Origin of the sequence: Sedimenticola selenatireducens DSM 17993 (assembly GCF_000428045.1) — a bacterium.
GTDB lineage: Bacteria > Pseudomonadota > Gammaproteobacteria > Chromatiales > Chromatiaceae > Sedimenticola > Sedimenticola selenatireducens.
This window is the reverse complement of record NZ_ATZE01000029.1, coordinates 1-13843: the sequence shown is the minus strand read 5'-3', so window position 1 is coordinate 13843 and position 13843 is coordinate 1. Positions and strand designations below refer to the sequence as shown.

15 protein-coding genes are annotated in these 13843 nt (G+C 56.9%); 2 read left to right on the top strand and 13 right to left on the bottom strand.

Annotated elements, in window-relative coordinates:
* Positions 1-61: 61 nt before the first annotated feature.
* The 12 genes from A3GO_RS0117425 to A3GO_RS0117370 all read right to left on the bottom strand — a co-directional run bounded on the left by A3GO_RS0117425 (position 62) and on the right by A3GO_RS0117370 (position 10550).
* Positions 62-625, bottom strand: a complete 564-nt coding sequence (locus A3GO_RS0117425) for a hypothetical protein (protein WP_029134491.1) — start codon at positions 623-625, stop codon at positions 62-64.
* Positions 622-1197: a type II secretion system protein GspM gene (gspM, locus tag A3GO_RS24370; RefSeq protein ID WP_051302553.1), complete on the bottom strand. Its 576-nt coding sequence runs from the start codon at positions 1195-1197 to the stop codon at positions 622-624. The genes A3GO_RS0117425 and gspM overlap by 4 nt, the downstream gene beginning before the upstream one ends.
* On the bottom strand, positions 1194-2279 hold the full coding sequence (locus A3GO_RS24365) for a PilN domain-containing protein (protein ID WP_157606856.1): 1086 nt from the start codon (positions 2277-2279) through the stop codon (positions 1194-1196). Before A3GO_RS24365 ends, gspM begins: the two co-directional genes overlap by 4 nt.
* A gap of 6 nt (positions 2280-2285) precedes the next feature.
* Positions 2286-3185, bottom strand: a complete 900-nt coding sequence (locus A3GO_RS24360; protein WP_084610201.1) for a type II secretion system minor pseudopilin — start codon at positions 3183-3185, stop codon at positions 2286-2288.
* Between the two features lie 4 nt (positions 3186-3189).
* Positions 3190-3912, bottom strand: a complete 723-nt coding sequence (locus A3GO_RS24355; RefSeq protein WP_051302547.1) for a prepilin-type N-terminal cleavage/methylation domain-containing protein — start codon at positions 3910-3912, stop codon at positions 3190-3192.
* Entirely contained in the window at positions 3912-4316 is a 405-nt protein-coding gene (locus A3GO_RS0117400) for a type IV pilus modification PilV family protein (RefSeq protein ID WP_029134490.1), read from the bottom strand. Before A3GO_RS0117400 ends, A3GO_RS24355 begins: the two co-directional genes overlap by 1 nt.
* Positions 4303-4815 (bottom strand): GspH/FimT family pseudopilin, encoded by a 513-nt coding sequence (locus A3GO_RS0117395; protein ID WP_169720419.1) that lies wholly within the window; start codon positions 4813-4815, stop codon positions 4303-4305. The genes A3GO_RS0117400 and A3GO_RS0117395 overlap by 14 nt, the downstream gene beginning before the upstream one ends.
* Complete coding sequence (gene gspG / locus A3GO_RS0117390; protein ID WP_029134488.1) at positions 4766-5197, bottom strand: type II secretion system major pseudopilin GspG; 432 nt, start codon at positions 5195-5197, stop codon at positions 4766-4768. Before gspG ends, A3GO_RS0117395 begins: the two co-directional genes overlap by 50 nt.
* 20 nt (positions 5198-5217) lie before the next feature.
* The gene (locus A3GO_RS0117385; RefSeq protein ID WP_029134487.1) at positions 5218-6435 is read right to left on the bottom strand and encodes a type II secretion system F family protein; all 1218 of its coding nucleotides are present in this window, start codon (positions 6433-6435) and stop codon (positions 5218-5220) included.
* A 4-nt stretch (positions 6436-6439) separates the two neighbouring features.
* On the bottom strand, positions 6440-8170 hold the full coding sequence (gene gspE, locus A3GO_RS0117380; RefSeq protein WP_037375855.1) for a type II secretion system ATPase GspE: 1731 nt from the start codon (positions 8168-8170) through the stop codon (positions 6440-6442).
* Positions 8171-8209: 39 nt separating this feature from the next.
* Positions 8210-9118: a glycosyltransferase family 2 protein gene (locus A3GO_RS0117375; protein ID WP_037375853.1), complete on the bottom strand. Its 909-nt coding sequence runs from the start codon at positions 9116-9118 to the stop codon at positions 8210-8212.
* Positions 9119-9383: 265 nt separating this feature from the next.
* Positions 9384-10550 carry a helix-turn-helix transcriptional regulator gene (locus A3GO_RS0117370; RefSeq protein ID WP_029134484.1) on the bottom strand — a complete coding sequence of 389 codons (1167 nt, stop codon included), beginning with the start codon at positions 10548-10550 and terminating at the stop codon, positions 9384-9386.
* Positions 10551-11124: 574 nt separating this feature from the next.
* On the opposite strand from A3GO_RS0117370, the gene A3GO_RS0117365 reads away from it, so the two are divergent.
* Both A3GO_RS0117365 and A3GO_RS0117360 read left to right on the top strand, forming a co-directional pair.
* Complete coding sequence (locus A3GO_RS0117365; protein ID WP_029134483.1) at positions 11125-11517, top strand: hypothetical protein; 393 nt, start codon at positions 11125-11127, stop codon at positions 11515-11517.
* A 58-nt stretch (positions 11518-11575) separates the two neighbouring features.
* A complete protein-coding gene (locus A3GO_RS0117360; RefSeq protein ID WP_029134482.1) occupies positions 11576-12232 on the top strand; it encodes a hypothetical protein in 657 nt (218 codons plus the stop codon).
* A 174-nt stretch (positions 12233-12406) separates the two neighbouring features.
* Here A3GO_RS0117360 and galU read toward each other — a convergent pair whose 3' ends face one another.
* Positions 12407-13279, bottom strand: coding sequence for a UTP--glucose-1-phosphate uridylyltransferase GalU (gene galU, locus A3GO_RS0117355; RefSeq protein ID WP_037375850.1), 873 nt, complete (start codon positions 13277-13279; stop codon positions 12407-12409).
* Between the last annotated feature and the right edge of the window lie 564 nt (positions 13280-13843).

The following is a 13843-nucleotide window of genomic DNA, read 5'->3' as shown; positions in this document are numbered from 1 at the left end:
CATTAAAATCCTCCACAACTCCATTGCCACGGCGGTAGATCGAGGAACGGTGGAGGAAGGATCACTCCTTGCCCGCCGGCCGGCCGTGTGACGGGACAGGCTTGGGGCGGGCCGTTTGTGGTCGCCGTTTCGGTGGTGGCCCGGTGATCGGCACCTTGGCATACACCCTTAACGGCAGCTCTCTTTTTTCTGCACCCTGGCTCAGCACAAGCGCCTGCGGCCCGATGTGATCAACACGCCAGCCGCGCCAGGTATCCTGCTCCCGGAGGCGTTCCACGCGTCCGCCAGGCCCCTCGACCAAGGCAACACGTCCCTCAGAGGTAAGCACGACACCCTTTAGTTCAAGCGCGTGATCGGTTTCGACCTCACCGGACACGCCCTCCTCCTGCGGTGGCTGAGCGGGAGTGCGAGTGGGGTTGAACAGGGGACGATCGATAACCGGCTGGTAGAAAGCCATGGCCGGCAGCGTCTGCAGACTGGCCTGCGGCCGATTCAGTGGCCGCTGCGGCTGGTCCTTGCTGGCAGCAACAAGGGGCAACGGCGCCACGCCCACCCCGGGCGCATACCATTGGTAGGCGACCAGCAGGCCCAGTGCGGCGGCGATCAACAGCAACAGGTGTCTCATTGTGCCGCCTCCCCCTGGTGCATGTAGCCGACCACAGTCAGGTTGATATTGAGCATTTCCGACAGCTCCGAGGGTCTTTTTCTGGCGCTGCGCACCGCTACATCCTCGACGAACAGTATCGGCCGGCTCGACTCGATCGCATACAGGGTTTTCAGGAGATCGGCGGTATCGCCTATCATGCGCACCTTGACCGAGACTTTGGGGACCCGCGCCTCCTCCCCGGACGGCAGGACCAGCTGGGTACTGAGCAGTTGCCCACCGGTCGCTTCCACCATGGTCTTTATCTTTTGCTGGAGCTCTGCCCCGGTCAGGGCGGGGGTACTCCCGCGCAGATAATCGGTGCGTACACTGGCGTCATGCCCGGGATCGTTGAGCTGCGCCTCCAGGGCGGCGCGATCTTCCGTTTTCTCGCGAAACTGCTGCAGCCGCACCTGCCAGTCACGCAGGGTCTCGTCATAGGTGGCATTTTGCCGCTGCCAGGGCAGTACGACCAACAGAAACAGCAGCAGCAGAACGAGCAGTAGCAGGGACCATGAAAGCAGACAGTGACGGCCAGGGGAGAGTCCGCTCATTGCTCACCACCCAGCGGCCTGACGGCCAAATCCATCCCGATATGGAACACTTCGTCGCCGGTCGCCGGTCGTTGCACCACGGGCGAACGAAAAGCGACCGATTGAAAGAGCTGCGAATCTTCAAGAATGGCGATGAGTTCGGTGGAACGTCGGGATTGGCCGCGAATCTCAACCTTTCCACCACGCAGGTCGAACTGTTGCAGCCAGGTGTCATCGGGCAGCTTGCCGGTCAGTTCGCGCAACACGTCGACCACGGGCAGGTAATCAGCGCGCAGTTTGCGCACATGACCAGAAAGGAGGCGGCGCTGATCCAGCCGCTCTCTCAGTTCGAGTACCACCCCAGCCTCCTGTCTCACCTGGTTGATCTGTTCGCCCAGCGCTAGCACCGCCGCTCTCTTCTGCAGCAGGGGCCCCAGCGCGGCCGCGGCGGTGAGTAAAATCACCAGCAACAGCAGCAGCCACAGCTGATGGCGACCACGGGTTCGGACCCTACCCTTGAGCGGCCCCGGCAGGAGGTTGGCTTTTGGCCACAGCTCCCGGCTGGTAACCCGGGCTACCGGAACATGGTTGAGCTTGAGGAATTCGAGCCACGGCTCGACCTGGTCCTGCCTGATGACCGCCAGTTCAGCGGCGATGGTTTGCCGTTGCGGATCACGCGACAACACCCGGTAATCATAATAGACCTGGTCAGCGGCAAACGGGGTCAGGCGATCCATTTCAAATTTGAGCGCCTGACCCAGGTTCCCTTCCACTGCCAACGGCAGCCTGACGGTTCGCGTGAATACCGCTTCGGGCGGCAAGCGCAGGTTTATCGACTGCCCCCGGGCCTGCTCGCGCAGCAGACTGGCATCGCCATCCAGCGGCAGTGCGCCAAGCCTTTGCGCCTCACCCGCCGTGCGTCGCAGGAACACCGCGCGCTGGTCTTCAATATCCAGAAGCAGGGCATTGTCCCCGGCCCGGGCCGGCTTCAGCTTGCCCGGCAAGCAGCGCAGCAGCCCCTCCAGCCACCAGCCGAACCACCCCTGGTCAGGCCGGTTGAAGCGTAAACCCCATACAGGCAAATCAGTCAGCCACGAACTCAATCTCGATCACTCCCCTGTCTCTTCACTGTGTACATTTTCTCTCCAACGGCCGATGCTGATCCCGCTTTTGGCCTGCCGGTCTGCGCTGACGACGGCCTCGGCGGAATACTCCTCGCCATTGGGTAGCGTCAGCCGACAACGGATACGCACCACACCGAGCAAAAACCCATCCGCCGAGGCTGCTGACCCCGCTCCGCTGCCATCCCGGTTGCCTATCTGCAGCGCCGCCGTTCCCCCGGTTTCCCATACTTCGCCGGCCAGGGCGGCCCGCACCAGTGGCGTGGCGTAGGCCGGGTCGGGGGCCGCACGGCCGGTGTCAACGGTCACCGCCGGTCGCAGCCGATTATATACTGTCGGGTCCATGCCCATAACCAGGCGCAATTCAGACACATCATCAAAGCGGTCGTCCTTGGCCCCGTAGTCGAGCCCAGCCTGCTGATAGGCGACATCTTCGGCACCACCCGGCAGACTGTTGCCGTCCGGGTCACGCCAGTCGATGATCGCCCCCGCCAGCTGTTGCTGGCGACTGGAATCGAGCCCAATAGCCGCCAGCAACCGGATCAACAGAAGCCGGTCGGCTGCATTGATATCGACCCGCCCGCTCTCTTCTGTAACGGTGATGTCAATTGGCTGCTCCCGGTAGCGCCAGGTTCGGGTCACGCCATCGGCCAACCAGGCCAACTCCCGATCGGAATCAGCCAGGCGCGTCACCGCGTAGTGAATGCCCGCCAGCGCCAGGGCCCGCCCTTCGGTCCTTGAAACCTGGCTGCTGGTCAATCGCACCTGCGCCTTCTGGGTTGTGGCGATGGTGGCGGCAATGACCGTCATCAGCACCAACATCCAGAGGACAATGACCAGCACCATACCCTGCTGGGCTCCTGTTGTCGGACCGGGGGCGGCGCTCATGGAACTACCTCGGCCCACTGACAAATCCACCACCGGCCGCACTCTCCCCACCCAACTGATGCAAGGCAATCAACATGTCGGGCCAGTCATCGTCCGCGCTACGCATCCTGATTCGAAGCAGGTCGGGAAACGTCTCCTGCTGCAACCACTGATCGCCCCATGACGCCCCGTTCTCCCCGGCCCGCTGGCCGTAGTAGGCGAGCGAGAAGTCACCGATTGATTGCAGCAGGAGATGTTGCCCGTACAGCGGGCTCGCCTGCAGCGGCTGATCCTTGCGTATAGCCACTGGGGTCAGCGGCTGCCAGAGCGGCACCCCATCCATGAGCTGGCCTTCCCGGATGATGTCCGGGTGATAAAGCCAGCGATCGAGGAGCAGCCGTGAACCGGTGGTATCAGTCATTCGGGAGAGCCGGAACAGGGCCAGTCCGCCTTGGCCGCTCTGCTCGGGCAGGGGGGCGACCCACTCCAGTATCTGTTGATCGCCCTGGAACAGCAGCCGGGAACCCTGCTTATCGGTCAGCCTGATGGCCTGAGCCCGGCTAAGCGTACGGCGGAGAAAGTCCCGCGCCAGGCGCATCTCATCCAGCCCGGCGGCGGTCGATTCAACCGATTCCCAGCTTCGCCCGCCCAGCCTGACACCGGCAAACAGCAGGCTGCTGATCAGGCTGATGAGAACCAGTGCGATCAAAAATTCGATCAGGGTAAAACCATGCTCCCGGCGGTACATCAGGACGGCCCCGAGGCCAGCTTCAGGGTCGACAGATTGACACTGCGCTGACGCTCACCTTCGAGCCAGCCTACCCGGATATCGACCGAATACAGGACATAGACCGAGTCAGGCCGCTGCAGTTCGCTGGCACGCCTGATGGCGACCATCCACTGGTATTGATCAGCCCATTCGCCAGACAGCGTGCCGTCCTGCAGCGGGATGGCGCTACCCACCTGTGCCAGCTGCGACTGCGCCAGTTCAGTCGCCTTGGCATACTCCCGGCTAAGGGTGACGCCCCTGACACCGGTTGAATAACTCTGAAACAGTATCCCCATCGAGATGGCGAGAATGGCAAACGCAACCAGAACCTCAAGCAGGGAGAAGCCTTGCTCGGCGAGCCGTGAAAACCTACTCCCCGTCATGGGACCTGACCTGTCCTGTCAACCAATCAACCGCGATTGTATACATAGACCCCTCGTGGGCCAGTTTGACCAAGCCACCGGTCGAGCTCCCATCGGGGAAAAAACGGATCGATGCCAACCTGGCCGCACCTTGCTCTACCTCGGATTCGGCAACCACAACATCGACCCGCACAGCCTGCGGCAGCGAGGAGCGTTTTTCCCGGCCACTGACTTGATACTGCTTGCTGTCCAGGTCAATGGACACCCGGCTTGACTGCCCGCTGACAATGGCCCGATTGCGGCTGTAGCGCAAGGCCGCCGCCAGCTCCTGGGCAGCCCCCCGGTACTTTACCCCCGGCAACATATTGCTAACCACCGGTGCGACAATAGCCAGTAATAGGGCCGCCAGGGAGAGCACGACCAGTATTTCCAGCAGGGTAAACCCCCGGATGCGCGTACCGTTCAGCGGGTCACTCCCAACTGACCACGTCCTGGTCCTCGCCGTCGCCACCCTCGGCATTGTCCGCACCGAGTGAAATAATGTCATAGGCGCCGTGTTCACCCGGGAAGCGATAGCTATACTCGTTGCCCCAGGGATCGGTCGGGACTTTGCTCTTTTTCAGGTAAGGGCCATTCCATTTGCTTTGACCGGAAGGTTTGCTAACCAGTGCCTCCAGCCCTTCGGCACTGTTCGGGTAGTGACCCACGTCCAGCCGATACAGGTCCAGTGCAGCACCCAGGTCAGCCACCTGCACCCGGGCTGCCTTTGTTTTTGAACCACCCAGCTGATCCATAACCTGCGGACCAACCAGACCCACCAGCAACCCGAGGATGGCCAGAACCACCAGTAACTCGATCAGGGTAAAGCCCCGATCACGCCTTGAATTAAACCACTTGTTCATATCCTGTCCAGATTGAGCTATTAAAAAACCAATTGATTCGCCTTCAGGATGGCGAGCAGTATGGAGACAATGATGCCCGCCACGATCACTCCCAACCCCACAATCAGGGCCGGTTCCAGCAGCGTCAGCATCCTTTTTACCGTAACCCGAACCTCCTTGTCATAGGTATCCGCGACCCTGGTCAACATGGATTCAAGGCTGCCTGACTCCTCACCCACCTTGATCATCTGCAGCGCCAGCGGCGGCAGAACTTTGTTCTGGGCCAATGGGTCGGCAAATCCCTTGCCCCGTTTCAGACTGAGCGCGGCCTCCTCTACCCCCTCTGCAATGATCCGGTTGGATATTACATCCTTCACCAAGTTCAGGGCAGCAAGCAGTGTCAGCCCATTGGCCAACAGCGTTGACAGTGTGCGCGAGAAGCGGGCGGTTTCGATCTTGGCAATCAAGTCTCCGAGTAACGGTGTTGCAAGCAATCGCTTGTCCCAGCGATAACGCACTTCCGGCAGCGCCAGCCTTGACTGGATGAAAGCGATCAACAGCAACACGCAGGAAAACAGTACCCACCAGTAACCACGCAACAGGTCACCCAGGGCGATCACGATCTGGGTCGGCAACGGCAGCGTCTGCCCCATGTCTTCGAACATCTGGCTGAACTGCGGCACCACAAACATCAGCAACAGTATCACAGAGAGACCGGAAACCGTCAGCAGAATGGTCGGATAGACCAGCGCCGAACGGACACTCTCTTTTAGTTCTTCCGTGCTTTCGAGATAGTCAGCCAGGCGGGAGAGTACCGCCTGCAGGGCGCCGGCAGCCTCGCCGGCCTTTACCATGTTGATATAAAGACGCGAGAAGTGCCTGCCTTCTGTTTCCAGGGCAGCGGCAAAGGTTGAGCCGCCACGAACCGACTCTTTCAGTGAACCAAGCAGTTCCCGGATCGGCCCTTCGGGGGTAAGATCAGTGAGAATCTGCAACGATCGGTCGAGGGTCATTCCTGCCTCAAGCAGGGTCGCAAGCTCCCGTGTCAACAACGCCAGCTGCTTCGGCGGCAGCCTGTCACTCCGGAAACGCCCGACGCGGCGAAGGATAGCGGCCAACCCGCCCGGCCGTGTCACCTTGACCGGGATCGCGCCCTGTTGCTGGAGGATGCGCGCCAGCTCCATCTCATCAGCGGCCTCCATCTCCCCCTCCAGCATCTCGCCACTCGGCCGAACCGCCTTGTAGAGATAAACTGTCATGCGCCTAATCTTCCTCGCATACGCGCATCACCTCTTCCAGCGTGGTCAGGCCGGCCAGCACTTTTTTGATGCCATCCTGGTACATACTCTGCATGCCTTCCGCCAGCGCCAGCTGGTTGATCTTTGAGGCGTCCGCATGCTGCATAACCAACTGGCGCAGCGGATCGGTCATCAGCATCACCTCAACAATGGAGAGGCGTCCGTGGTAACCGGTACCGCCACACTGCGAACACCCCTTGGCATGGTAGATACGCCCCGGCTGACCGTTCGGCAAAAAACGGGAGAAGGCAAACTCCTTTTCGATCTCCGGCGTGATAGTGCCCGTCTCGCGACAATCCTGACACAGGCGACGCACCAGCCGCTGGGCCACAATACCGTTGATGGTGGAGGTGAGAAGAAACTCCTCCACACCCATGTCCATCAGGCGCGCGACAGCACCGGCGGCATCATTGGTATGCAGTGTGGACAACACCAGGTGCCCGGTCAACGCCGACTGCACAGCGATGCGCGCGGTTTCCGTATCACGCATCTCACCGACCATGATCACGTCAGGGTCCTGCCGCACAATCGCTCTCAGGGCGCTGGAAAAATTGAGACCCACCTGGGTTTTGACCTGGATCTGATTGACCCCTTCCAACTGGTACTCTACCGGATCTTCCACCGTGATGATTTTTCGCTGCGGCTTGTTGAGCCGGTGCAACGCGGTATACAGCGTTGTACTTTTGCCACTTCCAGTCGGTCCTGTGACCAGTATCACGCCGTGGGGCAAGTCAAGCATCTGGTTGACCCGCCTTAGCGCTTCCCCCTCAAACCCCAGCGCCGTGAAATCCAACAAGACGCTCTCCTTGTTCAGCAGCCGGATCACCACGCTCTCCCCATACAGCGTGGGCACAGTGGATACCCGCATATCCAGCTCTTTTCCCTGGATACGCAGGGTGATGCGCCCATCCTGGGGGATACGCCGTTCCGCAATATTGAGATTGGCCATGATCTTGATCCGCGATATAACCGCGGCGGTGGAGTGGGCCGGAGGCGCTTCGACCTCTTGCAGCACGCCATCAATACGGCAACGGACCTTGAGACGCCCTTCAAACGGTTCAAGATGAATATCGGAAGCCCGCAACTCGAGGGAGCGCTGCATGATCAGGTTCACCAGACGGATCACCGGCGCCTCGCTGGCCATGTCCTTCAAATGCTCAACATCATCACCATGATCACCATCGCCCTCATCACCCAGGGTATCGACAATTTCGCCCATGGCGGTGCGTCCTGAACCGTAGAGACGCTCTATCGCCGACTCAATTGCCGACGGCGTACCGATTTTATATCCTACGCCATGACCGGTGGCCATAGTGACCGCACTCTGCAGATACCCGGTTCCGGGGTCAGCCACCGCCAGAATCACCCGATCATCCTGCAGGTAGAGCGGCACAACATGATTCTCGCGCATAAAACGCAGCGACAGCATCTCATCCAGAACCAGCACATCAGGGTACTCGTCCTCGGCAACAGACGGCAGGTCATACACCTTGCTCAGCGCATCGGCCATGTCTCGCTCTGAAACCAGGCCCAGCTTATTCAAAATGGAGGAAAACGCTTCCCCGGACTCCTCGGCCAAACGGGTCACACGCTGCAGATCAGACGGCGTGAGCTTTCCGTTCTCCTGCAGACATTGGGCGACCTCCGATCCGTAGTCGATCCCGGGGGTGAGATGGTGGTGTGTTTCGTAAGGCATGATCCTGTTCATCCAGCCGCCAACGGCAGTTGTCGGGGGTCATCGCACCTCGGTTCGGTGCAGACGACCTAAACGCCCAATAATACCATGCCAGCCTCCCAAACCCATCATCTTCAAGTATTCGACCCGCGGCGTGACAAACAGGGGAAAGAAGAGCATGCGGACACAGAGAGCACGAAGAAAACGCAGTTTCCAGGCTAAAGTGACATATCTCCTACCAACCAGCCAGAGTGAATTGCGGAAGATATAGTAGTATCGGAACGGTCGATGGCGGGTGAAGGCGCACCCGAAAACCCGTACCGGGGCCTCTCCCAGGGAGTGCTCCATCTGCACATCGCAAAGACCGTACGACAGGTAACCCCTGGACCGGGCGCGCAGGCACCACTCCACATCCACTTGGTCGATGAACAGGGCTTCCATCATGTCGCCCACCTGGTCCAGGGTCGACAGGGGGATCAGAGAACCGGAAGCGATGATCACATCCGACACCACGACCCCCCCCGACATAGCGCAGGGGATCTTCTCAACGTGGAAGAGATGGGCACGCAGGAATGCATGATGCTGATCATTGCGGAGATCGATAATACGCGGCCCGACCACGGCCACCTTGCAACCCTCTGCAGTCAATCGCTCAGCCGCCGAGGCCAGGGCATCGATCATGCCGGGCTGCGGACGACTATCCTGGTCAAACAGGGCCACGTAGTCGGCGCCCAGCTTGCGGGCTCGCTGAATACCCGTATTCTGGGCACTCGCCACGCCCGTATTGCCCGGGAGAGCATGAACCATGACTGCGGGATTATCAATACGCTCCAGCCACTGCCGGACCGAAACGCCGGACCCATTGTCCACTACAATCACGGCGCTCACCTCAGACTGCAGCGTCCTGACAAGACCATCCAGTGCCTTTAGATCCGGGCCATAAGTAACAATTACAGCGACAGTATTCATCCCGATAGCACGACTGGTTTCGCTTCACAACTCATTGAAGTAATGAAAAAAATAGAGCGCGGCAATTGACTCTTGCAACAACCCCCGCCCTCCACGACGAAAAGGACTATAGCACGCGTGGAAGTTCTGCGAGATAACCAACCGCCCGAAAACCCCCGGTCGGAGGAGCTGTTTTAGCTGCGATCGATGTGCCGCTGGAGAATCCTTCGCGGCTGAAGCCGCTCCTACGGGTAATTGCCGATCCTACAGTGCCGCCTGAACCCAATCAAACAGTGACACGACTACCACACATGAGGACCGGACCTCTCAGGATCATTGCTATCAACTCACCCTGTCGTCGGGTTTGGGTTTTTCGAAAAATATGGCTTAAATGGGTTTTCATTGTCTCCCTGCTGATATTGAGATGCTCTCCGATTGTCCTGCAATCACAGCCCTGAATCAGAAGCAGCGTCACGCTCACTTCCGCCCTTGTCAGTCCATACATATGCTGAATCATGGCGCCGAGAGACAGCGGCTGAAAATCCGGATCCTGGATAAAAATCGCCACCGCACAGTCCTTGTCATTACCTTCCTCCTCCTGCTCATAGACCGGAATAACAAGTAACTCATACGGACGCTTACCCGATCTGCGAAATACCCGGAACACGCCACGCCTTCCCTCCGGCTTGCCGCTGGCCGCCTGCTGTACCGATGCAACCAGAATATTCAACTTTTCAGTGTTCCTGGCGACCATGGTCTGGAGTTTATTGTTACATACTCTGAGACCATCGTTCTGTAACAGAATCTTACTCGCCGGATCGTTCATCACAAGCACATTACCAGATCGATCCAGCATGACCATCCCGAACGGGACTTTATCAATGGACTTTCTAAGTGCAGAGAATTGCACCTCCAGTCCACAAATTCTTTTGTGCAGGCCAAGGGCGGTTTGCAGATGCGGCATGATATGCGCGCACAATGCCAACGCCCGTGTAACGTGCGATCCGTCATTATTGATGGGGTAGTGCAAAGCGATAGAGGTGTGAACCCCATCAGCCTGAAGAGGTGTCAGACGAACAGCATTTTCCACCGTTAATCCCTGCGGTACGACATAGTCGTTGAAAAATTCTGTTTTTTTAACCACGTGGTCAGGCAGGGTTTGATTCAGCAGGCCAAAGCTTCCCTGTGCAGGCAAGGGCGAAGAGGGTAAGGCCAGATAGGGGTTGATGAACTGATAGTACTCTTCATAGGAGTCAATGAACTCCTGTTCAAAGTTGTAGGTATTGGCCAATCCCGTCTGCTGATGTTCCTGATCATGATGGACAAAAAGTCCCTGCTCGGCAGCAAAGATTCCGGTCAACAGCGCTATGAAATCGCTCCATGCCGCTTTATTTCCAGGCGCCTGATAGAGCGCTTTCAGAAGCAGCGGCAGATACTGTTGCGTATCATCCATAACAACCCTCCTGGATTTTCCACCTATCCCTGCCAAACGAGAATCAAGACTTCACTCAGTGTAAACGTCAGGGATCGCCAACCGGTTGCATATATGAGAAACCACACATGCTCCCAAGATACTTGCTTGTTCACCGGGAGCCACATTCGGCAATATCATTCACTCAAGCAGGTACACGTCACCCGGCAACGGCCCAAGCTTAATTTTGGTCTCCGCCACACACAGCGGGACGAATCAGCAACACCGCTTTCTGTATGTACTTGTCAATGAATTTTACACCCTGAGACAGAAAAAACACGACACTGGTAAAGCAACCAGATAAAAAATTCAATGAGTTATATTCAAATATCCCCCATTCGGGGGATTCTTTCAATTTAACATACGAATAATTTTAACCCTGAGAAGATACTATCGAACAGCCATTCGAGACATCTGGCATGGTTCCTGCTGATATCAGATTCAGGTCATAACCGATCCAGCAAACGGCAATGGATGGACACAAACCGCTTGGCTCATATCCAGCCATACGCACAGCCGGCATTACTTAATCATAAGTTAAAAAATGGAGAGACCTATGTATCAGAATCTGCGAATCCTACCTGCAGTCATAATGATTCCGTTATTCGTATCGGCATGCCAAACATCCAGCGGTACAAAGACTGCGGACACAGACTACACAAGAATCGATAGCATTGCCGTTTTTAATGAAACCGTTGTGGGAAAAAAACTTGAATACAAAACTGACCATGTTGTCACCATCTCCCCCAACGGGACATGGCGCGGCGACTGGGGTGGAGATGTTATTCATGGGGGCTGGAAGTGGGTCGACGGCGCCTTCTGCCGCACGATTAATACCGGAAAATCGGAGGACTGCCAACAATTCGAATTATCGAACAACCGAGACTCGTTGCGCGTTATCCGAAACCGTGGATCTGGTATGCGCTTTAACTACAGAATCCTCAACTAGCCGGCGGCACCCAGACGTACCCTTCAGAATTTGATCTTGTCTTTAGCGAGGATGAACAATGAATACAAAAAGCACTATTAAGGGAATCATTACCTCAGGGCTGATAGCCTTCACCGGACAATCCCTGGCGATCGACATAGCTGTTTCACCGATTAGCGATTTCTCGGGCTGGGATACCATGCCAATTGGCGGCATGATTACTCTGTCCGCATCGGGCGCTGGCGATTCCGAGACGGTCGTCACCGACAGTACAGCGGATGCATTTACGGCCAATGTGACTATCAACACTGCAAACTGCCCTGATTACTGCATGGTCAGACTGGACCGCTGGATTGGCACCATTAACGGAAAGGATGTTAGAGCAGAAGTGCGTATCAGCAGTTGGGACGGCGGGGTCAAAGCGGCCGAATACCGAATCCGGGTCTGGGATTCTGACCTCGGCACATACACGGAACAGATTTCCCGAGGATTTTTTGGGAACTCAGATGGCAGTGAATGGAATATTGATGAAAAGATTGGAGTTGGCATTGGCCTTGAAGGGGACGACGTGATTTTTTACAGTGACACGCGTGGACACATAATAAGCGTGGATCTCCTCGGCCAGGTAGATCTCTATGACGCCCCGAAACCCTATGGACTATTCGTCTACACCAATACGGACGGGGATAGTATTTCAGCCACCTTTGAGGATTTTCTGGATGTTGCTGTTGAGTAAATCAGGCGCCAAAATCCAATAGGGATGACACGCCGCTTGTGCCCACGCGGTTATGCTATGCGCTCTTGGTGTGCCTGGCGAGAGGAAATATCTTCCATCGACATCGGCAAATTCCGCCGACGGACGGTGAATCTGAACTCCGAAACTTGAGGCATTTAAAGAGACCGCAAGATATCACTTTTCTCTAAAGTCCTGCAGATAACGACGAAACGCATCACCCACTTCATTGTGCTCAAGCGCATATTCTACCGTCGCCTGCAGGTAGCCGAGCTTGCTGCCGCAATCATAGCGTTTGCCGGCAAATTCGTAGGCCATCACCGCCTGTTGGCGGAGTAACTGGGCAATCGCATCGGTCAGTTGAATCTCCCCGCCCGAACCCCGCCCGGTATTCTCAAGCAGGTTGAAAATCTCAGGTCTCAACAGATAGCGACCAACCACGGCAAGATTTGAGGGCGCGTCCTCCATTCGGGGCTTCTCAACAATTGCACTGACCCGGGATAAACGCGCGCCCTCTTCATCGATTTTCACGATGCCGTACTTCTCGGTCATTTTTGGATCGACTCGTTCCACGCCAAGTACAGATACCTGACTCTCATCGAAAGCCTGCATCATCTGGCCCAGGCAGGACATTCCATGTCCACTGATCAAGTCATCAGCCAGAATCACCGCAAACGGTTCATCACCAACCACTCGCCTGGCGCACAGTACGGCATGCCCCAGCCCCAGTGCCTCCGGCTGACGTACATAGACACAGGAGACACCTTCGGGGACGATACGTCTGAGTTGACTGAGCAGGTCATGCTTGCCCCGCTTGTCAAGCTCGGCCTCCATCTCATAATTCTTGTCGAAGTGATCCTCAATAGCGCGCTTGCTGCTGTTCGTGACAAAAATCAGTTCGTTGATCCCCGCCGCCACTGCCTCCTCGACCGCATATTGAATCAGCGGCTTATCGACGATCGGCAGCATCTCTTTTGGGTTGGCCTTGGTGGCCGGCAAAAAACGCGTTCCCATGCCCGCCACAGGAAATACGGCTTTTTTCACCTTCATAAATTCGCTCCTTATTCGGCACCTCCACTTTTGTTACGGTCAAGGCACACTGTGGATACTGTTGTCGTCAGGATGAATATGGTGAGCAATAAGCTGGCGCCAAGAGACGGTTAACGTATTGCAACAGGTCTAGCTGTAGCTGCAATTGGCCTTGTAACGCCTATTAATTCTCCACGGAGTCAACCAGCCGCCTATCCAACGACTTCGGGTGCGCGATTATGCCATGAAAAATATGATCTGTCCGTGTGACTCCGCAGGGGTGTGATCGAAGTCAGATGGAGTGCAGTGTGAGCACAAAAAACGTGCCCATATATGGTCTCCTCCCCATTTGCAAGGCATTAGATCTCGATGGCAGGGACAAGTTGCTACCATATATCCGGCCTGTTATCGAAGCGACTCTTGGCTTCTGGCCTTGATGAGCATGCGCACATACCGTCCTTATCACCCTATCGTTCTCGTAAACTGTGGGCACGCCAGGTTTTCGGTATGCCGGTCTGACCTGTGTTGTCATCGAGGGTCTCTTGCCTTCGCAACTCTGGGTAGGTTTGTCATCTCCTCCGGTTG

What these genes read in the sequence shown, in the direction of transcription:
- gspE (WP_037375855.1), bottom strand. Translation starts at nt 8,170, where the DNA reads ATGCCTTACGAAACACACCACCATCTCACCCCCGGGATCGACTACGGA.
- A3GO_RS0117370 (WP_029134484.1), bottom strand. Translation starts at nt 10,550, where the DNA reads ATGGATGATACGCAACAGTATCTGCCGCTGCTTCTGAAAGCGCTCTAT.
- A3GO_RS0117365 (WP_029134483.1), top strand. Translation starts at nt 11,125, where the DNA reads ATGTATCAGAATCTGCGAATCCTACCTGCAGTCATAATGATTCCGTTA.
- A3GO_RS0117425 (WP_029134491.1), bottom strand. Translation starts at nt 625, where the DNA reads ATGAGACACCTGTTGCTGTTGATCGCCGCCGCACTGGGCCTGCTGGTC.
- A3GO_RS0117360 (WP_029134482.1), top strand. Translation starts at nt 11,576, where the DNA reads ATGAATACAAAAAGCACTATTAAGGGAATCATTACCTCAGGGCTGATA.
- A3GO_RS0117395 (WP_169720419.1), bottom strand. Translation starts at nt 4,815, where the DNA reads ATGCCGAGGGTGGCGACGGCGAGGACCAGGACGTGGTCAGTTGGGAGT.
- A3GO_RS0117400 (WP_029134490.1), bottom strand. Translation starts at nt 4,316, where the DNA reads ATGACGGGGAGTAGGTTTTCACGGCTCGCCGAGCAAGGCTTCTCCCTG.
- gspG (WP_029134488.1), bottom strand. Translation starts at nt 5,197, where the DNA reads ATGAACAAGTGGTTTAATTCAAGGCGTGATCGGGGCTTTACCCTGATC.
- A3GO_RS24355 (WP_051302547.1), bottom strand. Translation starts at nt 3,912, where the DNA reads ATGTACCGCCGGGAGCATGGTTTTACCCTGATCGAATTTTTGATCGCA.
- A3GO_RS0117385 (WP_029134487.1), bottom strand. Translation starts at nt 6,435, where the DNA reads ATGACAGTTTATCTCTACAAGGCGGTTCGGCCGAGTGGCGAGATGCTG.
- gspM (WP_051302553.1), bottom strand. Translation starts at nt 1,197, where the DNA reads ATGAGCGGACTCTCCCCTGGCCGTCACTGTCTGCTTTCATGGTCCCTG.
- A3GO_RS0117375 (WP_037375853.1), bottom strand. Translation starts at nt 9,118, where the DNA reads ATGAATACTGTCGCTGTAATTGTTACTTATGGCCCGGATCTAAAGGCA.
- galU (WP_037375850.1), bottom strand. Translation starts at nt 13,279, where the DNA reads ATGAAGGTGAAAAAAGCCGTATTTCCTGTGGCGGGCATGGGAACGCGT.
- A3GO_RS24360 (WP_084610201.1), bottom strand. Translation starts at nt 3,185, where the DNA reads ATGAGCGCCGCCCCCGGTCCGACAACAGGAGCCCAGCAGGGTATGGTG.